The sequence below is a fragment of the Streptomyces sp. NPDC005963 genome (assembly GCF_040638655.1).
GTDB lineage: Bacteria > Actinomycetota > Actinomycetes > Streptomycetales > Streptomycetaceae > Streptomyces.
The window spans coordinates 259,166-284,733 of the sequence record NZ_JBEXVD010000005.1 but is presented as its reverse complement, the minus strand read 5'-3'; the positions used below and the strand labels follow the sequence as shown (position 1 = coordinate 284,733).

The 25,568-nt window shown below is 67.9% G+C and carries 28 protein-coding genes and 1 tRNA gene; 10 read left to right on the top strand and 19 right to left on the bottom strand.

What is annotated here, in order from left to right:
* Positions 1-81 precede the first annotated feature (81 nt).
* On the top strand, positions 82-891 hold the full coding sequence (locus ABZ348_RS10850) for a TetR/AcrR family transcriptional regulator (RefSeq protein ID WP_358931481.1): 810 nt from the start codon (positions 82-84) through the stop codon (positions 889-891).
* 88 nt (positions 892-979) lie between these two features.
* Here the strand turns inward: ABZ348_RS10850 and ABZ348_RS10845 are convergent, their stop codons facing one another.
* On the bottom strand, positions 980-2,569 hold the full coding sequence (locus tag ABZ348_RS10845; protein ID WP_358931479.1) for an MDR family MFS transporter: 1,590 nt from the start codon (positions 2,567-2,569) through the stop codon (positions 980-982).
* Between the two features lie 71 nt (positions 2,570-2,640).
* Entirely contained in the window at positions 2,641-3,120 is a 480-nt protein-coding gene (locus ABZ348_RS10840; RefSeq protein ID WP_358931477.1) for a MarR family winged helix-turn-helix transcriptional regulator, read from the bottom strand.
* A 181-nt stretch (positions 3,121-3,301) separates the two neighbouring features.
* On the opposite strand from ABZ348_RS10840, the gene ABZ348_RS10835 reads away from it, so the two are divergent.
* Positions 3,302-3,523 (top strand): hypothetical protein, encoded by a 222-nt coding sequence (locus tag ABZ348_RS10835; RefSeq protein WP_358931475.1) that lies wholly within the window; start codon positions 3,302-3,304, stop codon positions 3,521-3,523.
* A 385-nt stretch (positions 3,524-3,908) separates the two neighbouring features.
* Here the strand turns inward: ABZ348_RS10835 and ABZ348_RS10830 are convergent, their stop codons facing one another.
* From ABZ348_RS10830 to ABZ348_RS10795, 8 genes are all read right to left on the bottom strand, one after another.
* Positions 3,909-4,763: an RNA polymerase sigma factor SigF gene (locus ABZ348_RS10830; RefSeq protein WP_329021048.1), complete on the bottom strand. Its 855-nt coding sequence runs from the start codon at positions 4,761-4,763 to the stop codon at positions 3,909-3,911.
* A gap of 236 nt (positions 4,764-4,999) precedes the next feature.
* Positions 5,000-5,809: an RNA polymerase sigma factor SigF gene (locus ABZ348_RS10825; RefSeq protein WP_358931637.1), complete on the bottom strand. Its 810-nt coding sequence runs from the start codon at positions 5,807-5,809 to the stop codon at positions 5,000-5,002.
* Positions 5,810-6,331: 522 nt separating this feature from the next.
* The gene (locus tag ABZ348_RS10820) at positions 6,332-6,625 is read right to left on the bottom strand and encodes a Dabb family protein (RefSeq protein WP_358931473.1); all 294 of its coding nucleotides are present in this window, start codon (positions 6,623-6,625) and stop codon (positions 6,332-6,334) included.
* A gap of 39 nt (positions 6,626-6,664) precedes the next feature.
* Positions 6,665-6,829 (bottom strand): hypothetical protein, encoded by a 165-nt coding sequence (locus ABZ348_RS10815; RefSeq protein ID WP_358931471.1) that lies wholly within the window; start codon positions 6,827-6,829, stop codon positions 6,665-6,667.
* Positions 6,830-7,314: 485 nt separating this feature from the next.
* Positions 7,315-7,402 (bottom strand) — tRNA-Ser (locus ABZ348_RS10810).
* A gap of 240 nt (positions 7,403-7,642) precedes the next feature.
* On the bottom strand, positions 7,643-8,095 hold the full coding sequence (gene tadA, locus ABZ348_RS10805) for a tRNA adenosine(34) deaminase TadA (RefSeq protein WP_358931469.1): 453 nt from the start codon (positions 8,093-8,095) through the stop codon (positions 7,643-7,645).
* 29 nt (positions 8,096-8,124) lie between these two features.
* Positions 8,125-8,664 (bottom strand): hypothetical protein, encoded by a 540-nt coding sequence (locus tag ABZ348_RS10800; RefSeq protein ID WP_358931468.1) that lies wholly within the window; start codon positions 8,662-8,664, stop codon positions 8,125-8,127.
* A 612-nt stretch (positions 8,665-9,276) separates the two neighbouring features.
* A complete protein-coding gene (locus ABZ348_RS10795; protein WP_358931466.1) occupies positions 9,277-9,537 on the bottom strand; it encodes a hypothetical protein in 261 nt (86 codons plus the stop codon).
* Positions 9,538-9,610: 73 nt separating this feature from the next.
* Here ABZ348_RS10795 and upp point away from each other — a divergent pair, with 73 nt between their 5' ends.
* Positions 9,611-10,246, top strand: coding sequence for a uracil phosphoribosyltransferase (gene upp, locus ABZ348_RS10790; protein WP_358931464.1), 636 nt, complete (start codon positions 9,611-9,613; stop codon positions 10,244-10,246).
* A gap of 150 nt (positions 10,247-10,396) precedes the next feature.
* Here upp and ABZ348_RS10785 read toward each other — a convergent pair whose 3' ends face one another.
* Together ABZ348_RS10785 and ABZ348_RS10780 are read right to left on the bottom strand one after the other, a co-directional pair.
* A complete protein-coding gene (locus ABZ348_RS10785) occupies positions 10,397-11,023 on the bottom strand; it encodes a LytR C-terminal domain-containing protein (RefSeq protein WP_358931462.1) in 627 nt (208 codons plus the stop codon).
* A gap of 139 nt (positions 11,024-11,162) precedes the next feature.
* Positions 11,163-11,459: a type II toxin-antitoxin system VapB family antitoxin gene (locus tag ABZ348_RS10780; protein WP_358931460.1), complete on the bottom strand. Its 297-nt coding sequence runs from the start codon at positions 11,457-11,459 to the stop codon at positions 11,163-11,165.
* A 97-nt stretch (positions 11,460-11,556) separates the two neighbouring features.
* Between ABZ348_RS10780 and ABZ348_RS10775 the strand changes: the two genes are divergently transcribed.
* Positions 11,557-13,119, top strand: coding sequence for a helicase HerA-like domain-containing protein (locus ABZ348_RS10775; protein WP_358931458.1), 1,563 nt, complete (start codon positions 11,557-11,559; stop codon positions 13,117-13,119).
* A gap of 39 nt (positions 13,120-13,158) precedes the next feature.
* Here ABZ348_RS10775 and ABZ348_RS10770 read toward each other — a convergent pair whose 3' ends face one another.
* The gene (locus tag ABZ348_RS10770) at positions 13,159-13,974 is read right to left on the bottom strand and encodes a GntR family transcriptional regulator (RefSeq protein WP_358931456.1); all 816 of its coding nucleotides are present in this window, start codon (positions 13,972-13,974) and stop codon (positions 13,159-13,161) included.
* A gap of 84 nt (positions 13,975-14,058) precedes the next feature.
* Between ABZ348_RS10770 and ABZ348_RS10765 the strand changes: the two genes are divergently transcribed.
* Both ABZ348_RS10765 and ABZ348_RS10760 read left to right on the top strand, forming a co-directional pair.
* Positions 14,059-14,415, top strand: coding sequence for a hypothetical protein (locus ABZ348_RS10765; protein WP_358931454.1), 357 nt, complete (start codon positions 14,059-14,061; stop codon positions 14,413-14,415).
* Positions 14,412-14,612 carry a hypothetical protein gene (locus ABZ348_RS10760; RefSeq protein WP_358931453.1) on the top strand — a complete coding sequence of 67 codons (201 nt, stop codon included), beginning with the start codon at positions 14,412-14,414 and terminating at the stop codon, positions 14,610-14,612. The genes ABZ348_RS10765 and ABZ348_RS10760 overlap by 4 nt, the downstream gene beginning before the upstream one ends.
* 75 nt (positions 14,613-14,687) lie before the next feature.
* Here the strand turns inward: ABZ348_RS10760 and ABZ348_RS10755 are convergent, their stop codons facing one another.
* From ABZ348_RS10755 to ABZ348_RS10740, 4 genes are all read right to left on the bottom strand, one after another.
* A complete protein-coding gene (locus ABZ348_RS10755; RefSeq protein ID WP_358931451.1) occupies positions 14,688-16,247 on the bottom strand; it encodes a M28 family metallopeptidase in 1,560 nt (519 codons plus the stop codon).
* A gap of 144 nt (positions 16,248-16,391) precedes the next feature.
* Entirely contained in the window at positions 16,392-16,997 is a 606-nt protein-coding gene (locus tag ABZ348_RS10750; RefSeq protein WP_358931449.1) for an HhH-GPD-type base excision DNA repair protein, read from the bottom strand.
* A 270-nt stretch (positions 16,998-17,267) separates the two neighbouring features.
* Entirely contained in the window at positions 17,268-17,438 is a 171-nt protein-coding gene (locus ABZ348_RS10745; protein WP_358931447.1) for a hypothetical protein, read from the bottom strand.
* Between the two features lie 181 nt (positions 17,439-17,619).
* Complete coding sequence (locus ABZ348_RS10740; RefSeq protein ID WP_358931445.1) at positions 17,620-18,345, bottom strand: HNH endonuclease family protein; 726 nt, start codon at positions 18,343-18,345, stop codon at positions 17,620-17,622.
* Positions 18,346-18,536: 191 nt separating this feature from the next.
* Here ABZ348_RS10740 and ABZ348_RS10735 point away from each other — a divergent pair, with 191 nt between their 5' ends.
* Positions 18,537-18,665 carry a hypothetical protein gene (locus ABZ348_RS10735; RefSeq protein WP_358931443.1) on the top strand — a complete coding sequence of 43 codons (129 nt, stop codon included), beginning with the start codon at positions 18,537-18,539 and terminating at the stop codon, positions 18,663-18,665.
* 201 nt (positions 18,666-18,866) lie between these two features.
* Here ABZ348_RS10735 and ABZ348_RS10730 read toward each other — a convergent pair whose 3' ends face one another.
* Positions 18,867-21,167, bottom strand: a complete 2,301-nt coding sequence (locus ABZ348_RS10730; protein ID WP_358931441.1) for a glycosyl hydrolase family 18 protein — start codon at positions 21,165-21,167, stop codon at positions 18,867-18,869.
* A gap of 563 nt (positions 21,168-21,730) precedes the next feature.
* On the opposite strand from ABZ348_RS10730, the gene ABZ348_RS10725 reads away from it, so the two are divergent.
* A complete protein-coding gene (locus ABZ348_RS10725; RefSeq protein ID WP_358931439.1) occupies positions 21,731-22,720 on the top strand; it encodes a helix-turn-helix domain-containing protein in 990 nt (329 codons plus the stop codon).
* Here ABZ348_RS10725 and ABZ348_RS10720 read toward each other — a convergent pair.
* A complete protein-coding gene (locus tag ABZ348_RS10720; protein ID WP_358931437.1) occupies positions 22,677-23,330 on the bottom strand; it encodes a TetR/AcrR family transcriptional regulator in 654 nt (217 codons plus the stop codon). The two genes, ABZ348_RS10725 and ABZ348_RS10720, sit on opposite strands and share 44 nt — an antisense overlap.
* Positions 23,331-23,447: 117 nt before the next feature.
* Here ABZ348_RS10720 and ABZ348_RS10715 point away from each other — a divergent pair, with 117 nt between their 5' ends.
* A complete protein-coding gene (locus tag ABZ348_RS10715; protein ID WP_358931435.1) occupies positions 23,448-24,878 on the top strand; it encodes a DHA2 family efflux MFS transporter permease subunit in 1,431 nt (476 codons plus the stop codon).
* Positions 24,868-25,413 carry a DUF1877 family protein gene (locus tag ABZ348_RS10710; protein WP_358931433.1) on the top strand — a complete coding sequence of 182 codons (546 nt, stop codon included), beginning with the start codon at positions 24,868-24,870 and terminating at the stop codon, positions 25,411-25,413. The genes ABZ348_RS10715 and ABZ348_RS10710 overlap by 11 nt, the downstream gene beginning before the upstream one ends.
* Positions 25,414-25,568 lie beyond the last annotated feature (155 nt).

The following is a 25,568-nucleotide window of genomic DNA, read 5'->3' as shown; positions in this document are numbered from 1 at the left end:
GCCCGGCCGGACGCCGCGGCCTCACGGTCGGACCACCGGTCCACCGTGGGGCACGCCGATACGACCGAGGAGGATGGCGCGATGGTGAGTGCTGCCGACCGTGCGAAGGGGCCCGCACGGTCCAGTGTGTGGCTGGACGACAAACGTGACCGCAGCCGTAGGCAGGCCCAACCCGCCGGGCTCGACCGCGCCAAGATCGTCGAAGCGACGGTCCGACTCCTCGACTCCGAAGGCGCCGCCCGCTTCTCGATGCGCCGGCTGGCAGCGGAGTTGGACGTCACGGCGATGTCGGTCTACTGGTACGTGGACACCAAGGACGACCTGCTGGAACTGGCCCTCGACTCGGTGTTCGCCACCGTACGGGTGCCCGACGCCTCACCACCGCAAGAGTGGCGGGAGCAGTTGCGGGCACTCGCCGCCACCTATCGGGCGGCTCTGGTGCGCCACCCCTGGGCGTCCTCGTTGATCGGTACATTCCTGAACATCGGGCCACACTCGATGGCGTTCGCCCGGTCCGTCCAACAGGTCGTGCACAACACCGGGCTACCCCCTCAGGGGCAGCGGGGCGCCCTCGCGGCCGTACTCCAGTTCGTGTACGGGTTCGGCACCGTGGAGGGGCACTTCATCCAGCGGTGCAGGACGGCGGGCATGACCCAGGACGAGTTCGTCCGGCAGGCGATGGCCACCGTCGAGGCGGAGCCGAGTCTGAGGGGCAACTTCGAGAACATGGCCGATGTGATGGAGGCGCACGGCGCCGAGACGGTTCCGCAGATGAGGGACCAGGACTTCGACTGTGCGCTGGAGTTGCTGATGGCGGGGATCGAGGCGATGGTGGCGCGGGAGGGCGCCCGACCGGAAGCCACCGGGCCCGGGGGTAGGGCCGGCGACTGATCGGAGTCGGAAAGCACCGGGGCGGAACGTCCGAGGACGGGCCGCCCCGGCCTCGACGTCAGAAACGCGCGGCCCGCATGATCCGATCTCAGGACTCCCGCGGTGCGACCTTCGGCATCGAGTGGTTCCGCAGCGCGACCTCCTTGATGAAGACCGTCAGCACCAGCGCCACCAGTGCGAAGGGCGCCGAGTACAGGAACACGTCCGCCACGCCGTGCCCGTACGCCGCTTCCAACACGGTCCGCATCGGCTCGGGCACCGCCGCGAGGTCGGGGATGCCACCGCCGGCCGTGCCGCTGTCGCCCAGCGCCGCGCCACGCGGCCCCAACTCCGCAACCCCGGTCTCCACATGGTGGGTGACCCGGCTGCCGAGGATCGCGCCGAGCGCCGAGACCCCGAGCGCCCCGCCCAGCGAACGGAAGAAGGTCACCGCTGAGGACACCGACCCCAGATCGGACATGCTCACCTGGTTCTGGGCGCACAGCACCAGGTTCTGCATCACCATGCCGAGGCCGAGGCCGAGCACGGCCATGGAGAGCGCGACGATCCAGTAGTCGGTGTCGTAACGCATCGTGCCGAGCAGCGTCAGTCCAGCGGTGATCAGCGCGCCCCCCGCCACCAGCCATGACTTCCACCGGCCCGTCCTGGTGATCAGCCGGCCGGAGACGGTGGAGGAGATGAACAGCCCGCCGATCATCGGGAAGGTCATCACGCCCGACATCGTGGGGGACGCGCCCCGGGCCAGTTGGAAGTACTGACTGAAGAACACCGTCGCGCTGAACATCGAGACGCCCACGAAGAGGGAGGCGAGCGAGGCGAGAGCGATCGTCCGGTCCTTGAAGAGCCGCAGGGGCATGATCGGCTCACTCGCCCGGGACTCGACGAAGACGAAGGCCGCCCCCAGGGCCACCGCACCTCCGACCATGGCCGCGGTCTGCCAGGACGCCCACGCGTACCGGTCCCCGGCGAAGGTCACCCAGACCAGGAGGAGCGACACCGCCGAGCTGACCAGGAACGCCCCCGTCCAGTCGATCTTCACCTTCCGCTTCACCACCGGCAGACTCAGCGTCTTCTGTAGGACGAACATCGCGAGCAGCGCGAACGGCACACCCACAAAGAAGCACCAGCGCCAGCCGAGCCACTCCGTATCCGTGATCACTCCGCCGAGCAGCGGACCGCCGACCGTCGCCAGTGCGAACGTCGCCCCCAGATAGCCGCTGTATCGACCCCTCTCGCGGGGGGAGATCATCGCCGCCATCACGATCTGCGCCAGGGCGGACAGGCCCCCGACCCCCACGCCCTGGACCACCCGTGCGGCGATCAGCGACTCGGGGTTCTGTGCGAGGCCGGCCAGGATCGAACCCGCCGAGTAGATCAGCAGGGATATCTGGACCAGCAGCTTCTTGCTGAAGAGATCGGCGAGCTTGCCCCAGAGCGGAGTCGTCGCCGTCATGGAGAGCAGCGTCGCCGTCACGACCCAGGTGTACGCACTCTGGCCGCCGCCGAGGTCGCCGATGATCTGCGGCAGCGCATTAGTGACGACCGTCGACGACAGGATGGCGACGAACATGCCGAGCAGCAGCCCGGAGAGCGCCTCCACGATCTGGCGGTGGGTCATCGGTGGTGTGTCGTACGAGCTGTGACCTCCTCGTACACCGGGCGGTGCGGTCGTGGCCATGGGTGTCCTCTGCTTCTGCTCTGTCACTGGGGTGCGGGGGGAGGCGGCCGATCGGCCGGAACTGCCGGCGGTCACCGGGTCGATGCGCGGGGCACGGCGGTGTCGCGCGGGTACGGGAGCGAACGGCCGTCGCCGAAGGAGTTCTGCAACCGGGCGAGGAGGGCGTTGAGTTGGCCGAGGTCGTCGTCGGACCAGTCGTGGAGCGTCCGGGCGAACATGTCGGTCGTCCGTCGCGCGAGCTCGCCGATCATCGCCTGGCCGTCGGGCGTGAGGCGCAGGATGCGCGACCTTCGATCACCGGGGTCCGGCAGGCGTTCGACCCAACCGCAGTCCGCCGCATGAGCGACATGTCTGCTGGTGACGGAGATGTCCACGGCGAGCAGATCGGCCAGGGCGCTGATGCGCATCGAGCCGTGGCGGTGCAGCAGGGAGAGCACGGCGGCCGAGCCCGAAGGGCACTCGACCGGCAGCGTCCGGGCGAGCCCTCGCCGGAGTGCGCCGATGGCGCTGATCTGACGCGCCAGCTCGGCGTACTGAATGTCTGAGGCCACGGCGCCCAGCCCTCCCAAAGATTTATTGCTTAGGGCAACCATATAAGTGGTTGGTTGCCGCAGGCAAACGAAAATCCGTGTGCGGGAGTAAAGGAAGTCAAAAACCGTTGCCCCGTCCGCCCGGACCGGCGGCGCACCCGGGGTTGGGCGCGAAAGACGACATTCGCTAGGGTCGTGGCCCATGGCACACAACCCGCACGCTCCCCAAGGCCAGGGCCCCGAGGGCAACCACGACCCCGCGGGCAGCACTCAGATGTTCCGCGCGTTCGTCGACGAGGCCGCGCCGCAGGGCAGCCGCCGGCGGGCGGCGGCCCCCCGCTCAGGACCCAAGCTCGGCTTGATCCTCGGAGTGGCGGGCGGAGTCGTCCTGCTGGCCGCGGTGGCTTGGCTGGCGCTCAAGTAGCAGAAGTGGCTTGGCTGGCGCTCAAGTAACGGGCGATGGCTTGGCCGGCGCGCACACAGCAGCCGACGGACCGGCAGCCGCTCCCGCAACAACGGAGCCTGGTCAGCGATCCCCGCCGGTCGAGCCGCCGGTCGAGCCGCCAAACACCAAGTCTTCGCTCTCATGGGTGTGTTGAGCGGTACGGCGGTCAACACGCGGTCCGCGCTGCTGCCCTCCCATACACAGCGCGTGGGGGTGCAAAGCCGAGGGGAGCCGAGGGGCGTCACACCGGATTGACCGGCCGGCACCCGGATTGCCCGATCGGGTGCCCCGACGACACGCTTCGTGAGGTCTGCCGACCAGCGGGCGCCCATCGACCGCCGGAGTGCAGACCTCCACACCGTCGTCAGTCGGAGATCAGACCTTCCCTCAGCTGTGCGAGCGTGCGCGTCAGCAGCCGGGAGACGTGCATCTGGGAGATGCCGACCTCCTCGCCGATCTGCGACTGCGTCATGTTCGCGAAGAAGCGCAGCATGATGATCTGCCGCTCCCTCGGGGGGAGTTTGGCGAGCAGCGGCTTGAGGGACTCGCGGTACTCCACGCCTTCCAGCGCGGTGTCCTCGTACCCGAGGCGGTCCGCGAGGGAGCCTTCGTTGCCGTCGTCCTCGGGGGAGGGTGAGTCCAGCGAGGATGCGGTGTAGGCGTTGCCCACGGCGAGGCCGTCGACGACGTCCTCCTCCGACACGCCCAGTACGGCGGCGAGTTCGGGCACGGTCGGAGAGCGGTCGAGGCGCTGCGCCAGTTCGTCGCTGGCTTTGGTGAGCGCGAGCCGCAGCTCCTGGAGTCGGCGCGGCACCCGCACCGACCATGACGTGTCTCGGAAGAAGCGCTTGATCTCGCCCACGACCGTCGGCATCGCGAACGTGGGGAATTCCACGCCCCGTTCGCAGTCGAAGCGGTCGATCGCCTTGATCAGGCCGATCGTGCCGACCTGGACGATGTCCTCCATCGGTTCGTTGCGGCTGCGGAACCGGGCCGCCGCGTACCGAACGAGTGGGAGGTTCAGCTCGATGAGCGTGTCACGCACATAGGTGCGCTCGGGGCTCTCGCTCGTCCCTTCGTTGTCCAGCGCCCGCAGGCGGAGGAACAAGGAGCGGGAGAGAGTACGAGTGTCGATGACTTCCGAGCTGTCAGGCGTGACAGGTGCGGGAGCGCTCTTGGTGAGCGTAAGCACCTTCGAGCTGCCCTGTTCTGCGGACATGCCACCCCCTTGAGGTCGCGGACGGTCGCGGTGGCCGCGACCAACGGAGGAACGCAGCCTGCACCTGAGATACCGGCGGCGAGGCTGCGGCAAACGCGTCTCCCGCAGAATGTCACATGTCGGCAACGCGTCGAAGCGATTTGTCGATACGAGTTTGATGAATCCCCGCAGGAAGCAAGGGGTATGCGCATTCCGGTTTGGCTGAAAGTTGCCTGAATGGGTTCTACCCGTTACAGCTAAGCCTCGATCCTATTTGCGGATCGCAACCGGGCGAAGCTGCGGGCCAGCAGCCTTGACACATGCATCTGGGAGACACCCAGTTCCTGGCTGATCTGGGACTGCGTCAGATTGCTGTAGTAACGGAGCATCAGGATCCGCTGCTCCCTCTCAGGCAGTTGCACCAGCAGATGGCGCACGAGGTCACGGTGTTCGACGCCGGCCAACGCCGGGTCCTCATAGCCGAGACGATCCAGCAGCCCCGGCAGCCCGTCGCCCTCCTGAGCAGCCTCCAAGGAGGTCGCGTGGTACGAACGCCCGGCCTCGATACAGGCGAGCACCTCGTCCTCACCGATCTTCAACCGCTCCGCGATCTCAGCGGTCGTCGGGATACGTCCGTGCAGGGTGGTGAGGTCTTCGGTCGCGCCGTTCACCTGGACCCATAGCTCATGGAGCCGACGCGGCACATGGACCGTACGCACGTTGTCTCGGAAGTACCGCTTGATCTCGCCCACGACCGTGGGCATCGCAAACGTAGGAAATTGGACTCCTCGATCGGGGTCGAAGCGGTCGATCGCATTGATCAGACCGATCGTGCCGACCTGGATCACGTCCTCCATGGGCTCGTTGCGGCTGCGGAACCGGGCCGCCGCGTACCGAACGAGGGGAAGATTGGCCTCGATCAGGGCTCCGCGCACCCGTGAGTGCTCGGGAGTTCCGATCTCAAGGCCCTTCAGTTCGCCGAAGAGGACCTGGGTGAGCGCCCGGGTGTCCGCTCCTCTGCTCTGCCCCCGCGTACGAGGGGCGTCGTCCTCGGTCTCGATCAACAGGAGCCCATCAGCGGGGGCGATCGCCTCCGCAGCCGCTCCGGGTTCGGCCGTTGCCGCTCCCCGTGCGGCGATGGCACTCGGGCGGGGGTCCGGGGTCGGTCCGGGCAGCGGGCCGCTCGCCCCCGACTCCGGGGTACGGACCCACGCCGGGGAATCGTCGGGACGCTCGTTCTGGGGCAGCGCCTGAGGTGCGGTACTGGCCGGCACGTTACGCCACCCCTTTGCGGTCAACCACGGTCAACTCATCCGTCAAAAGCGGTCATAGCATCACAAGACATGTCCACTGTGTGCAAGCACCAGATATCGACGTGTTGAAGGCAAGTTGGGATTTAAACCTCAAAAACCCCTCACCCGGAGAGGCGAGGGGCCAAATGAGGGCCTCGATGGGTCATCCGCCAGCCCCACGACAGACGGACGGACGACAGACAGCCGGACGACCGGCAGACAGGCGCCCGACAGACAGAGGACGGGCGGACGGATCATGGGGGCGGTCGCCGCGGACGGACAGCGGCAGCCCCGGACTCAGAACTCGTAGTCCGCGATCACCCACGTGGCGAACTCGCGCCACTGCGCGGCAGCGGCCTGGTGATCGGGGTGTTCGATGTAGCGCTTCAGCGCATCGGCGTCGACCACGGCGGAGTTGATCGCGAAGTCATAGGCGATCGGCCGGTCGGTGATGTTCCAGGCGCACTCCCAGGACTCCAGCTCGGGAATGATCCCGCCCAGCTTCCGGAAGGCTTCCGCGCCGGCGACCACGCGCGGCTCATCGCGCTGGACGCCCTCATTGAGCTTGAAGAGGACCAGGTGGCGGATCAAGGGGGCACTCCTCGTGTGTCCGAAAGGACAGCAGCGGGCCTAGTTGACCAGTTGGGTCATGAACTCGCCGACGCCCTTCGCTGCGTCCGATATGCCTTCGAACCATATCCGTACCAGCTCGGCGGCCTTGTCCGGGGACGTGATGATCGTGTAGAGCACGAAGACGACCACGATATAGAGAGCAACCTTCTTCGCCTGCACCATCAGCCCCTGTCTCCCCGACGGACCTCTGTGGCCCCTGCGGCCCTCTGTGGCTCTCCGATCACCTGATGATCGTGGAGAGTCGCGGAAGTCTAACCGAGGCTTTATGGACCAAGGGCCCTGCGATCGAGGCCCTTTGCCGACACCTTGGCGCCGGGCGACGGAGCACCATGGAGATGAGCCCGCTTGGATCTGGCAGGAATCCGGCGGGCCAGGGACCGGCCCCACGCTGCGGGGCCCACCGCCGCGTGTTTCCCCCGTTCCGCGGCACCGGGCTAGTGGAGCCGGCATCCCACGCCGGGGGGAGCGGTATCCCCCGATGCTGCTCCCCCCGACCCATCCGTGCAGGAGCCCCGGCCCGACCTCACCCGCGCCGGGGCTCCTGCATGTTCGCCTCCCCCGCCGAACAGTCCGCGACGGCATCGGCCCAGCCGCACGCAAAACACCCCTCCGATCTACGTTTCCGCAGTTCGGAGGGGTGTGAGAAGCGGTAGCGGAGGGATTTGAACCCTCGGTGACGGGTTACGCCACACTCGCTTTCGAGGCGAGCTCCTTCGGCCGCTCGGACACGCTACCGGGAGAGAGCTTAGCCCAAAGTGGCCCGTGCTCTGAAATCCATATCCGAAGCGGGCCGGGAAGCACTCCGGCCCCTCTCCGACGCACCCTCCGACGCACCCCTCCGGCAGCCCATCACCCGACCCACCTTCCCGATCGGGACCGCGCCGCGACCGCAACCGGCCGCCGGCGCTCCACTTCGGGGTCGACGGCGATCGAGCCTCGCAGCGCAGCACCACAGCAGTGGCCCGGAGGCCCGGCTCAGCGTTCGCGGAAGAAGGACGTCAACTGCCGGGCACACTCATCGGCCAACACTCCGCTGATCACCTCGGGCCGGTGGTTGAGCCGACGGTCCCGTAGGACGTCCCAGAGCGAACCGGCCGCTCCCGCCTTCTCGTCCACCGCCCCGTAGACCACCCGGTGCACCCGGGACTGCACGATCGCACCCGCGCACATCGTGCACGGCTCCAGGGTGACGACCAGGGTGCAGTCCGTCAGGCGCCAACCACCCAGTTGCCCGGCCGCGCGGCGGATCGCCACCACCTCGGCATGGGCGGTCGGATCACCCGTCAGCTCACGTTCGTTGTGCCCTACTGCGAGGAGCGCGCCGCCCGGGTCGAGCACGACGGCGCCGACCGGCACGTCGCCGGCCAGCGCCGCCCGCTCGGCCTCTGCCAGGGCGAGGCGCATCGACGCCTCCCACGGACCCCGCATGGGGTCCCCTCCAGATGCCGTTCCCGTCACTACCGGACGGTCTCCAGCACATCGGCGACGCCCAGGGCGTCCGCAATCTCCGGCAGTACGTCCGTCTCCAGCGCCAGCAGCTCCTTATCCGAGAGGCCGAGGTCCGACAGGATGTCCCGATCGCCCACGGGCCCGGGCGGCACCGCGTCCCCCGTCACCGAAGGCTCCGCGGCAGTGCGGGCGCCATCGTGGTCGTCGGGCTCCCCGTCCTCGGTACCGTCGAGGTCGAGTGCGTCGAGGTCGTCGGCAGGGTCGTCCTCGTCCCTGCCGAGAAGTTCGTTGGTGAGGATCTCTCCGTAGGAGGAGCGAGCCGCAGCCGCCGCGTCCGAGATGAAGATACGAGGATCGTCCTCGCCCTCCACCCGGACGACGCCGAACCAGGCGTCCTCCTGCTCGATGAAGAGGAGAACCGTCTCCTCGTCCACCGATGCCTCGCGGGCCAGATCGGCCAAATCGGACAGGGTCTCCACATCGTCGAGCTCTGTGTCGCTCGCTTCCCACCCGTCTTGAGTGCGCGCGAGCAGTGCGGCGAAGTACACCGTGACTCTCCCACTGATCAGAGGTGTGACGATTGGGCAGGGCGTCGGTTCGTGCCCCACCCACTCGGAATCGTGGCAGAAACCTGAGCTCTGCGAGAGGTCTTCGGTCGTTGCGTCGGCCACCAGTTCTCAACTGGGCCTTTTCGCGGAAGTGCCGGGGACATCGTTGAGAGCGTGTTCACCGGTGTGTCGCAAGGGGTTTCCGGGACTGCCCAGAGCGCTTGCCGCAGCACGGACCGAGGCGAGAATCGGCCGTTGAAGTGCACCCCGACCGGGGCGATCACCACCGGGAAGCGTTCGTGGGCGCACGGGGAACCCTCCCCGCCGAGGGACGGCCATCCGACGACCGGGCACGACCGCGGGCCCCTGTCGGGGAAGGACGTCCGGGGCATACGTCACCCCATGAGCGGATGCGCCCGATGGGGCAAAGGGAGGAACGGTCACATGGCCCGCGCGTCGACAGACACCGCTCCACCGTTGCGCGCTCCTGCCGAAGCACAGCGGCCTGTCCGTGGACGGCGAAGACCGCGGGGCCGGTGGTGACGGATCGCAGCGGACGCAGATCCGCCCGTCACGGGCAGGGGGCGGTTTCGGGGCAGGACCGAGGGCGATCTACCACCGAAACGTTCGCATACGCATCTGCTGGCGCATCCGCGCGGCCCGGGCCCGTCGGGGCTGCACACGGTCACGCAGCGCCTTCGCCTCGTTGAGTTCGCGCAGAAACTGGGACCGCCGCCTTCGACGCTCCGCGTCGCTCTCGCTCTCACCCTCGTGTTTCCTGGGCTCTTCGCCTTCCCTGCCCTCCGTTCCTTCCTTCAGGCGCCACTCGCGCTCCCGCTCCGGATTCTCCGGTTCCGGCATCGGCCACACCACCCCTGGGCTGGACGTCTGCCTCCACCTTCCCTCTCGAACCTTCCTTGATGCGAACCGGGCTACTGTGGGGAACATGCGGATTCACGTCGTCGACCACCCGCTGGTGGCGCACAAACTCACCACGCTGCGCGATCGGCGCACCGATTCCCCGACCTTCCGGCGGCTCGCCGACGAGCTGGTCACCCTGCTCGCCTACGAGGCCACGCGGGACGTGCGCACCGAACAGGTGGACATCGAGACCCCGGTGACGAGTACGACGGGCGTGAAGCTCTCGCACCCCCGCCCGCTGGTGGTGCCGATCCTGCGGGCCGGCCTCGGGATGCTCGACGGCATGGTGCGGCTCCTGCCGACCGCCGAGGTGGGTTTCCTCGGCATGATCCGCAACGAAGAGACGCTGGAGGCGTCGACGTACGCCACCCGGATGCCCGAGGACCTCTCCGGCCGCCAGGTCTACGTCCTCGATCCCATGCTGGCGACCGGCGGCACGCTCGTCGCGGCGATCAAGGAGCTGATCAAGCGCGGCGCCGACGATGTGACGGCCGTCGTGCTGCTGGCGGCGCCCGAAGGCGTCGAGGTGATGGAGCGCGAGCTCGCGGGCGCTCCGGTGACCGTGGTGACGGCCTCGGTGGACGAGCGGCTCAACGAGCAGGGCTACATCGTGCCCGGCCTCGGCGACGCGGGGGACCGCATGTACGGAACGGCCGACTAGCCCCAGCTCAGCGAAGGCACAGCGAAGGCACCACGACACAACACAACGGCTCGAACACGAAGCGTGCCCCGGCCCCGGCTCCCACCGGTTCCGGGGCACGGTCGTCTCCGACGAGGCCCGGGGTCGGAACGCCCGGCCCCCCAGGTCCCGTCAACACTTCCCGGACGGTACGGGGGCGGGCTTGGCCAGCGCGGCCAGTGCGGCATCCGCCGCCGGCTTCGGTGCGAGCGCGGTGAACGCCGTACCGAGGATCAGATCCACGTCGGCCGTCCTGCGGGTGTCCGTCTTGCTCGTGGTGCCCTTCACCTGGGTGCCGAGGATCTGGAACGAACCCTTGACCGCGGTGGGGGAGCCCAACAGCAGACCCGCGCTCGGCACCTTCTTGTCGTACGCCGCCGTCGCGTTGCCGACCTTGCCGATCGTGAAGCCCCGCGCCTTCAACTCGTCGGCCGCCGACTTGGCCAGACCGCCCCGCGGTGTCGCGTTGTAGACGTTGACCGTGATCTGCGCCGGCTTGAGCGTCACCACGGGCTGCGCCGAAGCTCCGGGAACGGGCTTGCAGTCCGTCTTGCGTCCGGCGGTGGTCGTCGTGTCGCCGTCACCGGTGAACACATCGATGAGCTGGACCGTTCCCCAGCCGCCCAGCCCGAGGGCGACCACGGCGGCCACGGCCGCCACCACGATCCGGCGGCGATTGCGGGGGCGTCGCATCCGGGGATACCTATCGCCCGTAATGCGGTACTTTCCACCCATGCCGGGAGGAGTCAGCATGCTCATGGGCGCAGCGTAGTGCGACCCGGCGCCCAAGCCTACAAAACGATCAACCGTTTGCGTCCGTACGGCCTCCGAAAAACCCCGAAAGGGTCATCTGCGGGCTGTTGGGCGCGTCCCTGACGACAGTCAGGACGGGACCGGTTCAGCTCAGCTCAAGCACCCTGGCGTGCAGGACCTGCCGCTGCTGGAGGGCCGCCCGCACGGCGCGGTGCAGGCCGTCCTCCAGATAGAGGTCGCCCTGCCACTTCACGACGTGCGCGAAGAGGTCGCCGTAGAACGTGGAGTCCTCGGCGAGCAGCGTTTCGAGATCCAGCTGTCCCTTGGTGGTGACGAGCTGATCGAGGCGGACCGGGCGCGGCGCGACATCCGCCCATGCCCGGGTGCTTTCCCGGCCATGGTCGGGGTAAGGCCGGCCGTTTCCGATGCGCTTGAAGATCACACGGAAAGCCTACCGGGCAAGCGGCTCCGGGCGCAGCCAACGCGGGCGAGTGCGATCCTGGGCAAAACGCCCAAGGTCGGAGAATCAGGGGTCCCTTATGGCCGAGAGTACGGCGCAACCCGAGCAGAACATCGCCTCGGGATACGCCTTCGCCGGTGCGGCGCTCGATCTGGGAGCCCTGCTGTGGGACGGAAAGTGCTTGCCCGAAGCACCCATTCGTATTCCGCTCGCCATGCTCAACCGCCACGGTCTGGTCGCCGGGGCCACCGGAACGGGCAAGACGAAGACGCTCCAACTCCTCGCCGAGCAGTTGTCGACGAACGGGGTGCCCGTCTTCCTCGCCGACATCAAAGGTGATGTCTCGGGGATCTCGGCGCCCGGCGCGGCGGACGAGCGGGTGCGGGAGCGCGCCGAACAGGTCGGGCAGACCTGGACCGCTGAGGGTTTCCCCGCGGAGTTCTATGCACTCGGCGGAATCGGACCCGGTATTCCGCTGCGGGCGACGGTCACCAGCTTCGGACCCGTACTGCTGTCGAAGGTGCTCCAGCTCAACCAGACGCAGGAACAGTCCCTGGGACTGATCTTCCACTACGCCGACACCAAGGGCCTTGAGTTGGTGGACCTCAAGGACCTCCGGGCGGTGGCCGCGTTCCTGGTGTCGGACGCGGGCAAGGCGGAACTGAAGACGATCGGCGGGCTCTCGACGGCCACCGCCGGGGTGATCCTGCGATCGCTCACGGCGTTCGAGCAGCAGGGTGCGGCCGAGTTCTTCGGGGAGCCGGAGTTCGACACGGCCGAGTTGCTGCGCACGGCACCGGACGGCCGGGGGCTCGTCTCCGTACTGGAACTCGCCGCCGTACGCGAGAAGCCGCAGTTGTTCTCGACCTTTTTGATGTGGCTCCTCGCGGACCTCTTCCATGACCTGCCCGAGGTGGGGGATTCGGACAAGCCCAAGTTGGTGTTCTTCCTGGACGAGGCACATCTGCTGTTCACGGGGGCGAGCAAGGCGTTCCTTGAGTCCATCACCCAGACCGTGCGGCTGATCCGCTCCAAGGGCGTGGGGGTCTTCCTGGTGACCCAGACCCCCAAGGACGTGCCGTCCGATGTGCTCGCGCAACTCGGCAACCGGGTGCAGCACGCGCTGAGGGCCTTCACCCCCGAGGACGCGAAGGCCCTCAAGGCGACCGTACGGACCTTCCCCAAGTCCCCTTACGACCTGGAGGAGGTGCTCACCGGGCTCGGTACGGGCGAGGCGGTGATCACGGTACTGAGCGACCGGGGCGCCCCCACCCCGGTGGCGGCGACCCGACTGGGGGCACCCCGGTCCCTGATGGGACCGATCGACGCGGCAGCACTGGAGTCGGCCGTGAAGTCGTCACCGCTGTACGGGCGGTACGCGGAGGCGATCGACCGGGAGTCCGCGTACGAAAAGCTGAGCGCCGACGCGACCGGGGCGGCACCAACCCCCGCAACAGACGGGAAGGCCCCACCGGAGGACACCGGGAAGGAAGCCCCGCAAGGGTCTCCACGGGGCGAGGACTCATTGGTGGAACAGGTGGTGGGCAGCGGGGTGTTCCGCTCACTGGCCCGCTCGGTGGGAACCCAACTGGGACGCGAGATCACCCGCTCCCTGTTCGGAACATCACGCCGCCGGCGCTGAGGGGGCGCCCAGGAATAGGGCGCACCCGTCCTTATCGGATCAGTCGTCCAGGTCGATGACGAAGTCGACGACCGTGGTGTCGCCACGGCGCACGATGGGGTGAGCGACCTCAACGATTCGTCCCGTGTCGGCAATGTGCCGTCGCGTGTATCGGATCACCGGAACCCCTGACCCGACGCGCAGAGTGCTCGCTTCGGCCTCGGTCGGCATAGCTGCGATAAACGACTCCGTGATGCGCGTGACGTTGATGCCGAGGCTGGCCATCTGAGCGCGCGTGCCACCCGGCCACGGCTCGTTGATCGGGTCTGCGACCGGAGTGCCGGCCACATCCGACCACCGGACGTAGCTCGTACTCATCTGAGTTGGCTGGTCGTTGTCGTAGAACACGAAGTGCCTGGCCAGCAATCGTTCACCCGGCTCGCACTCGAAGAGTGCCGCAAGCTCTGCGTCCGCCTGCACCTTCTCGAAGCGCTTGTCCATTCTGTACTCGGACCAGCCGATGCCTTGGTCTCTGGTGTACGGGGTGGACTTGGCGCCCGCGACGGTCCGATACCGATCCGCGGCCATGCGATGCACAGGTGGTCTCGGCCTCACCAGAGTCCCCGCCCGCGCCCTGGTTTCGATCAATCCCTCGTTCCGGAGTAGGCCGAGGGCGTTGCGGATCGTGGTCTCGGAGACTCGGTACTCCTGGCAGAGAGCAGGCAGCGTGGGAAGCCGGTCACCTGGTCCGAACTCACCGGAGGAGATGCGGCGTCGCAGGTCAGCGGCGATCCGCAAGTACTCAGGCTGTGCCACCAGAACACCACCGCTCTCACCGTACTCGTCAATCTGTGTACACATACTCTCTCGCTCCACTTGACCTGCGCCAACTCTGGCGACAATCTGTGTACAGATAACAGCTATCCGTACTCAGATAGTCAGCGAATCCGGGGTGTAGTCATGCCCGTGTCCGGTCACACCTGGCGTCAGGCGTTCAAGGGCCTGCCGGTAGAGGCACGCAGCGTCCGAGACTGGACCCGCAGTCGTCTCACCCATGAGGACGCGCCGCTCATCGCCACGGAACTCTTCGTCGCGGTCCTCGGCAGCGGCATCGACCTACGCCCGCACGTCATCGAAATGACCATCTCGACGGCGGATCTGCGTATCCGCATCAGCGCCACGGGATTCCATCCCCTGCCGATACGGCAGGCACACGGCCCCGGCGCACTCATCGTCAGCAGACTGTCTGAGGCTTCCGGTGTCTCCACCGACCTCTCCAGCCTATGGGCCCAGGTCAGAACAGAGGAGAGACAGTGAACCATCACTGCGCATGGTGTGACGAGTACACCGGCAACCCCATCGCCGTAGCGGTCGAGCACGCCAACTCCGGCCCCGGCAGGACCCTGTACGCCTGCCCGCGGTGGCTCCCGGTCGTACGGGAACGTCTGCGGACGGCCGCCCTGGTCGGCCTGGGGTTCGATCTCACTCACCCGCAGTGGCGCCCCGGTGGATGAGGGCCCGGACGCACTCCGGCTCCGCACGGCGCACATCATGCGTCGGGCGGAGCCGGAACGTATCAGCAGGTGTGGCTACTCGGTGACTTCCTCGTGGCCCTCGTGGAGTCCGCCGCCGCTGCCCGTGCCGGGCTCGGTCGGGACCGAGACGACCGGCTTCTTCAGGGAGCTCAGGTCGTGGGCGTAGGTGCCCACCGCGTTGGCGATGATGCCGATGTTGACCTTGAACGCCTTCAGGCTGATGTTGTTGATGTCATCGCCCTTGGCGTGGTAGTTCGGGTCGTATGCGACACCCGCCGTACCACCGAACTTCGCTGCCTGAGCAGCGGACTTGATGCCCTCCGCGCCGGTGAAGGTGCCACCGGAGGGGATGCCGACCTCGATGAACGGACCGTAGTCGGAACGGCCGCTGAAGTCCGTGCCCTCGTGCGGGGTGTTCCGCTTGTCGAGGAACTCGTTGATGTCACGCTCCAGCTGCGCCGAACCCTCGGGTCCGGGACCGGCGCCGACACCGTCGGAGTTGTCGCCGTCGTACACGAACAGCCCGTAGTTCGGCGAGGCGATCATGTCGAAGTTCAGATAGAGCTTGATCTCCTTCTTGCCGAGGGAGCTCAAGCCTGCGACGTACGCCTTCGAGCCGAGCAGTCCGCTCTCCTCGGCGCCCCACCAGGCGAAACGGACCTTGTTGGTCGGTCGCTTCTCCGCCTTGGCCAGCTGTTCGGCGACCTCCAGCAGACCGGCGGAGCCGGAGCCGTTGTCGTTGATGCCGGGGCCTTCGATCACCGAGTCGAGGTGCGAGCCGAGCATCACGGTGTTGGCCGCGTTGCCGGAACGGGTCTCTGCGATGACGTTGTTGGTGGTGCGCTTCTGCTGGAGCTGGCGGATCTCGAAGGAGACGTTCACCGGCCCGGCAGCGAGGTCGGTGACCAGCTTTTCGCCCTCGGCCTGGGTGATCCCACCCGTGGGGATCTTGGCGGAGGTCAGATCGCTGAGGGTGCCGCCGAGCGCCCCTGCGGTGTTGTTGTAGATGATCGCCCCGGTGGCACCGGCCGCCGCTGCCGCCGCCTGCTTCTCGGCGAAGGTGCAGCCGCCGCGCTTGATCAGCGCGATCTTGCCGGTGAAGGTCCCGGACGCGTAGTCGGTGGCCTCGCAACCGGTGGTCGCGTCGGCCGGAACGGCCGCCAGATCGGCCTTGACGCCGCCCACCGCGGTGGACTTGGTGTACGTCATGGCCTTGATGGCTATGTCACGCGGAGTGGGCGTGACCACCGAGAGCTTCTCGGCGAGCGTTTCGGTGTACATGAAGTCGAACGACTCGTACCGGACGTCGTACCCACCGAACTTCTTCAGCTGTTGGTAGACGTACGCCGCGGAAGCGTCGTAACCGAGCGTGCCCGCGGCCCGGTGGCCGCCGGTCGTGTCGGCTATCTTCTGGAATTTCTCCAGGTGGTCATGGGCGTCATCGACGTCCGATTTGGCCACCAGCTTCTTTGCCAGCTTCGCGGCCTTCTGCGCCGCCTGCCCGCCCGGGTCCTGGCGCTGGGCGGCAGAGGGGGAGGCAGATGCCAGCAGGAGCGGGGTCGCGAGTGTGGCGGCGGCCAGGGTGGCCACGGCTCTGCGACGGGATGCCTTCACAGAGTTCCTTCCCGGAATGGACTGGGTCGAAGGGAAGCTAGCGACAACCTGGGGGATCTGGGAATGCTTGTGCCCCAACTCACGCCCAATTTCATCTCATTGCCATCAGATGATCTGCGGCGGCAGCCGTAAAAACACCCAATGTCAGCCACCCTTGGCGGATTTCGCCTCTTTCGCGGCCTGCTTCATTTCCTGTTTGTGGGCGCGCACCTTGGCCAGCGATTCCGGTCCCGTAATATCCGCAGCCGAGCGAAAGGAGTTCTTTTCGCCATATGTGCCGGCAGCTTTGCGCCAGCCGGGCGGTTGAACTCCGTACTGCTTGCCCAGGAGGGCCAGGAAGATCTTGGCCTTCTGCTCTCCGAAACCGGGCAACGCCTTCAGCCGGGAGAGGAGTTCGTCGCCGCTCTCCACGCCCTGCCACACCGCGCTCGCCTCACCGCCGTACTCGTCCACGAGGTGTTGACAGAGCACCTGTACCCGCTTGGCCATGCTGCCCGGGTAGCGGTGGACGGCGGGCTTCTGCTTCAGCAGTTCGGCGAACGCCTCGGGGTCGTACGCGGCGATCTCGGCCGCATCGAGGTCATCGCCGCCCAGCCGGGTGGCGATCGTGTACGGGCCGGAAAACGCCCATTCCATGGGGACCTGCTGGTCGAGCAGCATCCCCACGAGCGCGGCCAGCGGGCTGCGCGCCAGCAGCTCATCGGCCTCGGGCTGCTGGGCGAGGTGAATGGTGGGGCTGTCGGGACTCATAGCTCGATGATCACCCGACCACGGCGAGCCCGCCAGTGAACCGGGGGCGCCCCCGGGCGCCCTCAGAGCGCCGATCCACCCCTCGGCGCCCCCTTGGGCCCCCTGTGGCCGTGGTACGGCGAAGGACCCCTCACCAGCCGGGACCGCCACCCGGGTGCACCTTCGGGACCGGCTCCGGGACCGACTGCGGCCCGGGTGGACGCACCCGCGCCGGCGGAGCAACCCTGCTCGCCGGCGCGGATACGGAGTGTGACAGTCGAGCGCTGCGCCTCAGCCGAGGACGTGCGCGGTGTCGAGGACGTGTGTGGTGTCGAGGACATCGTTCGTACCGAAGATCGTGGCGTGTTCCAGCACGTCTTCCATCGGGTCATCGATCTGTCCGATCTGGATGACCGAGATCCGGGGGCCGTTGTGGGAGTTGATGTTGGTCTCGTCAGCCATTGCTGCGGTTGCCGGAAGTGCCGATGCCAGGACAGCCGCACCCAGCACCGTAAAAGATAGTTTGACCCTCATGTCTATTTCGTCCACCTGTTCGTTGTCTACGCGACGAACGGTGTATCCACCAAACCGACCGGATGGTCACGGCCCCGGCGTCATTCAGCAGATCATTCCCCCATGTGAGTTACTCCGGCACGCGTGTGTAGTAGATGACGATGGTCTCGCACGGCCCGTCCGCGAACAGTTTCAGCACTTCGAGCTCAGCCTTGTCGGTCGTCAGCCCCCAGCGGAGCTTGGTGGCCACCCAGTCCCCGATGTATCGACACTGCTGGGAGGGAGCGGCCGGGAGCCAGCCGGTGAGGTCCTGATCCGCCTTCTCGCGCTTGCTACGGACGGTGACCGCGGCCAATGATCCAGGAGCGCCCTGGTCATTGGCGAACGCCTCCCGGCGGGCCGCGGTCCAGCCGGAGGCACCCGAACCCCAAGCCTCCGCGAGCGGAACCACATGGTCCACCTCCAGGCTGGCCAGCTTGGTCACCGACTGCTCGTCGTAGTACGAGACCCAGCGACCTCCCGTCAGCTTGCAGCCGGCACCGACCTCCGGGGCCTCGACTGCCTCGGCGATCAGCACCTCCTCCCGAGCGGCACAACCGTCCGCGATATCCCTGCCCTTGTTCCAGTGCTTGAAGGAACTGGGGCGATATCCGGTTCGGTTCTCGTCCTCCGTCGGAATGATCGAGATGGCGTCTTCGAGCTGTGCCACCTCTGCGGCTGCGGCAAAGGCGGGTTGGGGTGCCACTGCCGGGATTGCGGGAAGGCCCGGAATACCGGAGAGGACGGGAATTCCGGGAACGACGGGGATGACGGCCAGGGTCAGGATGGCCAGGACACGTCCAATGCGATGGGTCATGAACTGAGAGATAGCGGGCCTGCACCCGTCTGCCGTGCTTGTCCCCATCTACTCCACCCATATGAGCGGACTTCTCCCCCTGCGTCTTTTGGTCCTCGATTCAACCGGACCCGTCGGGGGACTTCCCCATCCTCCCGTTCCGCGGAACGGGAGGATGGGGGTGATCATTCAAGGCGAGGCGGAGGCAATGCGTGACCCATCAATGGGTGCGGCGAATCGAACTCGACGTGCGCACTCTCGACGTGCGCACTTTCGACGAGGAACGCTTCACCGAGTACGTGAAGAAGTGCCGGAACACCGGAGGGCGCTGTACGAACTGAATCGGGAATGCTCCGCCGACATACGGATCGCGCGCGTTCGCCCGCGGGGCCAGCGGTGTGAGGGCACGCCCGGACCATTGGCGTGGGGCCATGGGTGTGAGGCCATGTGCGTGGGGCCATGGGTGTGGGGACGGCCACCCGCTCGCCGCCCCCACACCGGTTCAACCGCTCACGTGCTCACCTGCTCAGGTGCTGCCCGGGCTAGGGCAGCCCCGTGTGCAGGGCATTCATCAACGTGCCGTTCGGTGTGTCACCGGACATCTCCCACACCATCGCCCCGAGCAGCCCCTTCGATCTGACCCACTCGGCCTTCTTGCCGATGGACCAGGCGTCGTCGAAGCTCCACCACTGCCCGCCGTTGCCGGTGTAGCCGTACGTGGAGACGGACTGTTCGTCGTGGTAGACGGTCATGTTCGGGAAGCTGGTGATCAGGTTGTGATAGCCCCTGGTGCCCGCTTCCTCGGGGAACTGCCCGGGCGCTGCGCCGTTCGCCGTCTGCCACTCGCCGTTGGTGCCGGCGGGACCACTGGCGACCTCCTTCCAACCTCTCCCGTAGAACGGGAAGCCGATCGTCAACTTCCTTGGGTGGACTCCGGCGTCGAGATAGGTCTGGATCGCCTTCTCCACGCTGAAGTCGAACGTGTATGGGTCCTGTGCATCCCGACGGAGGTTCGCCTGGTGCCCGGCGCGCAGGGGCTCCCAGGAGTTGTCGCTGCCCGCGCCGTGGAAGTCGTACCCCTGGACGTTGGCGAAGTCCAGATAGTCGAAGATCTTAGAGATGTCCCAGCCGGCCTCGATCTTCGCGGGATCGGCGGGGGTGAAGGCGGTCAGCAGTTTGTGCTCGCCGCCGAGCGCGTCCAACTGCGTACGGAACTCGGCGAGCAGCGCCGTCAGGTTGTTCTTGTCGGCCGGACCCCAGTGGTTGCCCGCGTGGCCTTCGGAGCCGGGCCACTCCCAGTCGATGTCGATGCCGTCGAAGACACCGGCGCCGGTCCCGGGTCCACCCGCGCCGTTGTAGACGGGCAGATTGCCCTTGATCCACACGTCGATGCAGGACTTGACGAACTTCTCCCGCGAGGCCGGGGTGGCGGCCGCGTCGGCGAAGTACTTGGAGAAGGTCCAGCCGCCGAGCGACACCACGAACTTCAGGTGCGGATGCTTGGCCTTGAGCTTCTTGATCTGGTTGAAGTTGCCGCGGAGCTTGCCCCAGCCGTCGTCGGCGACGCCGTCGACGGACTGTGCGGCGGAGATGGGACGGCCGTAGTCCGCGTCCGCGTCACCCGCGCCGGTGCCCTCGTTCGGGTCCTGGGGGTTGCCGGAGATGCCCTTGGTGACGCCCGCCTGGCAGGTGAGGTTCACCGGGTCCACGTTCTCGAACGCATAGTTGATGACGTCGAGTTTGGCCGCGGCCCCCGAGGTGTCGAGGTTCTTGATGAAGTACTGGCGGCCGTAGAGCCCCCATTGGATGAAGTAGCCGACCTTGTAGTAGTTGCCGGGGCCGGCCACGTCGTCCGTGCTGACGGAGAGGGCGTTGGAGGCGGCCGACGAGTTGTCCGCCGTGTCCCTCGCCTTGACGGTGAAGGTGTAAGCGGTCGCCGGGGACAGGCCGGTCACGGTCGTCGAGGTCGTGGCCACCGTGGCGACGAGGGTCGTTCCCCGGAACACGTCGTACGCGGCCACGGCCACATTGTCGGTCGACGCGTTCCAGGCCAGGGCCACGGTGGATGCGGTCTTGCCGGTGGAGCGGAGGTTGCCGGGCGCGGTCGGCGGAGTCGGATCGCTCGCCGGGTCCACGGTCCGTACGGTCAGGGGTGGCCCGAGTGGACTCGTGTTGCCGCGGCTGTCCTTGGCCCGGACGGAGAAGGTGTACTCGGTCGCGGGGGTCAGCCCGCGCACGGTGGCGTTGAGGCCGGCGGTCGTGGCGACCACGGTGCTGCCGTTGAGCACGTCGTACGAGGCGACCGGGTAGTCGCCCGCGGGCACCGGCGCCCAACTCAGCGAAATGGTCCGTGCGGTCACCGTCGTCGCCTGGGGTTGGCCCGGCAGACCGGGCGGTACGTCCGGGGTGCCGTCGCACTTGTCCCCGTTGACCGTGCAGTTGGTCGGGGTGAAGACGGGACCCGTGGCCAGGAACCAGTAACTCCACGGTTCGGTGGTGCCGTTGGCCGGGACGGTGGCGTTGTAGTAGGCGTTCTTGACCGTCACCCGGTTGCCGCTGACGGTCGCGTCGCCGTGGTAGTGGCCGCCGAGCGTGGTCCCCGGTGGGAGGTCGAAGGCCAGGGTCCAGCCGGTGACGGGGGTGGGCGCGCTGTTGCGGATGACGAGCGAACCGCGCCACCAGGAACCGTGGTTCTGCGTGGTGAAGCTCGCGGTGAGGCTGCCTGCCGCCTGGGCCGGGGAGGCCAGGCCGGTCAGGGTGGCCAGCGGGAGGAGGAGTACGGCAAGGAGGGCGACGACTCTGTGCCGGGCGCGTCTGGGTGTGATCTTGCGGCGGTTGAACATGGCTCTCCCTGAGGGGGTAGGGGTGCGTGGCCGTGCTCAGTCCGTGCTGGGTGTGGAGGGGGCCGGGGCGGCGGTCTTGCCCCGGCCGTCGTTCTCTGTCGGCGGTGATGGTCCGTGGCTGGTGCGGACGTGGGCTTCCAGGGGTTCGGCAAGGAGTGGGGGGACTCGTGGGGAGCGAGCCGTGTGTGGGGGGATGGACATGTGGGGGGAGTGGGGGGCGGGAAATCGAGGGCGGGATACCGATGGAGGAGGCTCTACGACGGGGCGTACATGACAAACTTCGACGGTATTTGGTCTGGACCAAACCGGAAGGGGTCGGGACGCCGGATGTCCGCCACTGTCGCCTTACCGACACCCCGGGCACGACGGGTCCGCACCCCGACCCACCCCTTCACCACCCACCTCACCAGCGCCGTCGAACGCCCACCCGATCCAGCCTCGTCCACGGGCCTGTCGGACCCACCGGAAGGCTGCTCCCGCACCCCGACCCAGCTCCGACACAGGTCTGTACCTCTCAGGGGTGGCGCCCTACCGTCAGTACCCCATCAGCCTCAGGAGGCGCAGTGACGGGCAGCGCGGACATCGTCGGCGTTCCGGATCGACTGCTGGCCGGCCTCGGGGTCCCCGCCGACGAGGAACGGCTCTACCGGGCGCTGTTGACGCGCCCCCGCGCCACCATCGCCGAACTCGCCGCCGCCACCGGCTGGGACGCGGCCCGGGTGCGCCGCCGCGTCCGCGCCCTGGAGCGGCGCGGCATGCTCACCCGGATCGCCGGCCGCCCGGTGCGGTTCAACCCCGCGCCCCCCGATGCGACCGTCGAGGTGCTGGCGCTTCAGCGTCGAGGAGAGCTCGAACGGGCCAGGCTGTCGGCCGCGGCCCTCGGGGACGCCTTCCGCTCCGCGGCCCAGCGCCACGTCAACAGCGGGGACAGTGGGCCCGCACTCCGGCTGGTCAGCGGATCGGAGCAACTGGCGCACCAGGTGGCACGGGTCCAGCGCTCAGCCCGGAGGGAGTTGCTCATCGTGGACCGACCCCCGTACGCCGTACCGTACGAGCCGGCTCCGGCGGCCGTGCGTCGTCGTACGATCCACGACCGGCGCATCGCGGACGTGCGGTCCGATCGGCGCGAGGAGAGCCGTGCGCTGGTGGAGGCGCCGTTGAACCTGGTGATCGCGGACCGTCGGATCGCAGTCGTCGCCCTGGACGGGTCCGGCGATGCTCTGGTCGTACGGCCGTCCACGCTGCTGGACGGACTCGTCGCCCTGCATGCGTTGTTGTGGGAACGTGCGGCACCGCCGCACCCGGAGGAGGGCAGTCCGCTCGATGGACTGTCCCACGAGGACGAACGCCTGCTCGCCCTGTCCGCATCAGGTCTGACGGACCAGGCCATCGCCCGCCGACTGGGAGTCGCCCAGCGCACGGTGGAGCGCCGGATGCGGCGGATCATGGACATGTTGGGGGCCCGTACGCGCTTCCAGGCCGGCCTCCAGGCAGCTCGGCGCGGGGTGCTCAGCCCCGAGCGTACTGGCCCAGGAACATGTCGACGCCGCTGATCAGCAGTCGCTCGGTGAGATCGTCGTCCATGACCGTGCCGTAGTGGCCGAACACCATGTGCGGATGGACCAGCAGGGCGTACAACTGGAGCGTGGCGACCTCCAGATCGGGGATGTCGAGCCTGCCCTGGTCGGCGAGTGCCCGGAGGGTGTTCGCGACCACGGGGTGATGACCGCTGGGTGTGTCGCGGTGCCAGGCCTTCCCCAGTTCCGGGAAGCGGTGCAGTTCAGCGGCGACGAGCGTGCGCAGGGCGGCGACCTCGCGGTCGTTGCGTACGGCTTCGATCCATGACCGCGCGGCATCGACAAACGCCGGACGAAGGTCTTCCGCATCGGCGAGCCGAGTCAGCGGCGCGGCCGAGTCCTGTTGCACGGGTTCATCGAGCGCGCCCGCCACCACGGCGGTGAACAGGGATTCCTTGCTGCCGAAGTGGTTGTAGACGGTGACCTTGGAGACACCGGCCTCGGCGGCGATGGCGTCCATGCCGACGCCGAACCCCTCCGTCAGGAAGAGGTCCCGGGCCGCCTTGACGATGGCCTTGCGCTTGCGATCGGCACGGGGACCGCTGGGCGCAGGCCGCTGCGGGCTCTTGTCCTTGTCCACGCTCATGGCTGACGAGCCTAATCCACATCTGAACTGAACTGTTGAGTTCATCTGTACTGAACTGTACGGTTCACTTATTCGGTCAGCCGCAGCCGCGGCCCGACTCCCGAACGAGGAGCAACCGTGCCCTGCGCCCCCGCCCACCCCACGCACCCCGACCGCGACCACCCGCCCCCGGACCCCAGGCGCTGGACCGCGCTCGCCCTCATCTGCGTCGCCCAGTTCATGCTGGTCCTCGATGTCACCGTGGTGAACGTGGCCCTGCCCGACATGGCCGCGGACCTCGCACTCGACCGGGCCACACTGACCTGGGTCGTCACCTCGTACACCCTCTGCTTCGGCGGACTGATGCTGCTCGGCGGCCGACTCGCCGACGCCCTCGGCGCGCGCCGCACCCTGCTCGCGGGGCTGGCGATCTTCACCGCCGCATCCCTGGTCACCGGACTCGCCCAGAACGCGCCCGCCCTCATCGGCGGACGCGTGGCCCAAGGAGTGGGCGCGGCCCTGCTCTCCCCCGCCGCCCTCGCGATCGTGACCACCGCATTCCACGGCGCGGAGCGCAACAAGGCCCTCGGGGTCTGGGCGGCGATCGGCGGCACCGGCTCGGCAGCTGGCGTACTCCTCGGCGGCGCCTTGACCGGCGGGCCGGGCTGGCCCTGGGTCTTCTACGTCAACGTCCCCGTCGGCATCGCCCTGCTCGCCACCCTGCCCACGCTGGTACCCGCCAAGGCACCGAGGCCCGTCCGACTGGACGTCCCCGGTGCACTGCTGGTCACCACCGCAACGGGAGCACTGATATACGGCCTGGTCAGGGCGGGTGACAGCGGCTGGAGTGACCCGCTGACGCTGCTGTCCCTGCTGGGAGCCGCCGCACTGTACGGGGCGTTCGCCGCCGTCGAACGGTCGACCGCGGAACCGCTGATGGATCTCAGGATGCTGACCCGCCGCCCGGTGGTGGCGGGATCGTTCCTCATGCTGATCGCGACCGCCCTGCTGATCTCCTACTTCTTCCTCAGCTCCGTCCACCTCCAGCACGCGCGGGGCTTCAGCCCGATGGAGACCGGACTGATGTTCCTCCCCGTGGCGGTGGCCGTCGGAGTGGGCGCCCATCTGGGGTCACGCCTGGTCGGCCGGATCGGCAGCCGGGCGAGCGCGGTGGGCGCCCTGACCGTCGCAACGGCCGGAAGCACCCTGCTGACGTTCGCCCCGACGGCCGCGAACGTCTACGTCACCCTGCTGCCGGGCCTCGCCGTGGCCTCGCTCGGCGTCGGAGCGGTGTTCGTGACCGCGACCACGACCGCGCTCGCGATGGTCGGCCAAGAGGAAGCGGGACTCGCGTCCGGAGTGGTCAACACCTTCCACGAGGTCGGCGGTTCGGTCGGCGTGGCCATGGTGTCGACGGCGGCGGCCACCGGCATCGCCCAGGGCACGTCCGCCGGGTTCACCGGCGCGTACACCCTCCTCGCCGTGACCGCGGCGATCAGCGCGGCCCTCTGCGTCGCCCTGGTCCCGCGCGGCAAGCCACAGCTGTCAGGAGCAGTCCATGTCCACTGAACACCTCGACACGAACCTGCTGATCAGAGAACTCTGCCGGGCGATGCTGGACGAAGTGGCCACATCCGACAGCAACATCCGCCCCCTCCAGGTCACGGGCCTGGGCCGACACTTCGCCATCCCCGCCGAGGACGCCCACCGCCTGACACGGTCGAACGGAGCCGACGTCACCTCGTACGTGGCGCGCATCGACGAGGAATGGGAGTCCCCTTGGCTGGCTGACACCGACCGGACCTGGGAGTCGCTGCACCGCTGTCTGATGACTGGCCCCACCCCCTTGCGGTACGCGATCCTCGGCGGCCGACCCCTCACCGACGGCAGCCCCTATCTGACCCGCCTGATCCCCCCGGACCAGGTCCCCCTGACGGCGGACGCCCTGGCGGACGTGGAAGAGGGCTGGCTGCGGGGGACGTTCTCCGCCCTGGGCCTGCACGGCGACTTCCCCTGGGCGCGCGAGGGCCTGACGGAGGTACGGGACCTCTTCACCCTGGCCGCAAAGACCCGCCGAGCGGTCCTGTTCACGGCAAACACCTAGCACCGCCCTGCCCTGCATCGGCGAACCCCACCCACCAAGGGCACCACCACCGGCTGACACGGCTGCTGTACTCCGTTGCGGTACGGGCGAAGGAGACTCGACCCACCGCGGGCGGGTCAATGTCCCGCAGTTCCGTCCTAGAGATGAACAGGACG

Coding starts and splice junctions, on each gene's coding strand:
- ABZ348_RS10765 (WP_358931454.1), top strand. CDS start 14,059: ATGCCCGTGTCCGGTCACACCTGGCGTCAGGCGTTCAAGGGCCTGCCG.
- ABZ348_RS10740 (WP_358931445.1), bottom strand. CDS start 18,345: ATGACCCATCGCATTGGACGTGTCCTGGCCATCCTGACCCTGGCCGTC.
- ABZ348_RS10845 (WP_358931479.1), bottom strand. CDS start 2,569: ATGGCCACGACCGCACCGCCCGGTGTACGAGGAGGTCACAGCTCGTAC.
- ABZ348_RS10785 (WP_358931462.1), bottom strand. CDS start 11,023: ATGAGCATGCTGACTCCTCCCGGCATGGGTGGAAAGTACCGCATTACG.
- ABZ348_RS10815 (WP_358931471.1), bottom strand. CDS start 6,829: ATGGTGCAGGCGAAGAAGGTTGCTCTCTATATCGTGGTCGTCTTCGTG.
- ABZ348_RS10745 (WP_358931447.1), bottom strand. CDS start 17,438: ATGGCTGACGAGACCAACATCAACTCCCACAACGGCCCCCGGATCTCG.
- upp (WP_358931464.1), top strand. CDS start 9,611: ATGCGGATTCACGTCGTCGACCACCCGCTGGTGGCGCACAAACTCACC.
- tadA (WP_358931469.1), bottom strand. CDS start 8,095: ATGCGGGGTCCGTGGGAGGCGTCGATGCGCCTCGCCCTGGCAGAGGCC.
- ABZ348_RS10830 (WP_329021048.1), bottom strand. CDS start 4,763: ATGTCCGCAGAACAGGGCAGCTCGAAGGTGCTTACGCTCACCAAGAGC.
- ABZ348_RS10750 (WP_358931449.1), bottom strand. CDS start 16,997: ATGAGTCCCGACAGCCCCACCATTCACCTCGCCCAGCAGCCCGAGGCC.
- ABZ348_RS10720 (WP_358931437.1), bottom strand. CDS start 23,330: ATGAGCGTGGACAAGGACAAGAGCCCGCAGCGGCCTGCGCCCAGCGGT.
- ABZ348_RS10775 (WP_358931458.1), top strand. CDS start 11,557: ATGGCCGAGAGTACGGCGCAACCCGAGCAGAACATCGCCTCGGGATAC.
- ABZ348_RS10835 (WP_358931475.1), top strand. CDS start 3,302: ATGGCACACAACCCGCACGCTCCCCAAGGCCAGGGCCCCGAGGGCAAC.
- ABZ348_RS10730 (WP_358931441.1), bottom strand. CDS start 21,167: ATGTTCAACCGCCGCAAGATCACACCCAGACGCGCCCGGCACAGAGTC.
- ABZ348_RS10850 (WP_358931481.1), top strand. CDS start 82: ATGGTGAGTGCTGCCGACCGTGCGAAGGGGCCCGCACGGTCCAGTGTG.
- ABZ348_RS10710 (WP_358931433.1), top strand. CDS start 24,868: ATGTCCACTGAACACCTCGACACGAACCTGCTGATCAGAGAACTCTGC.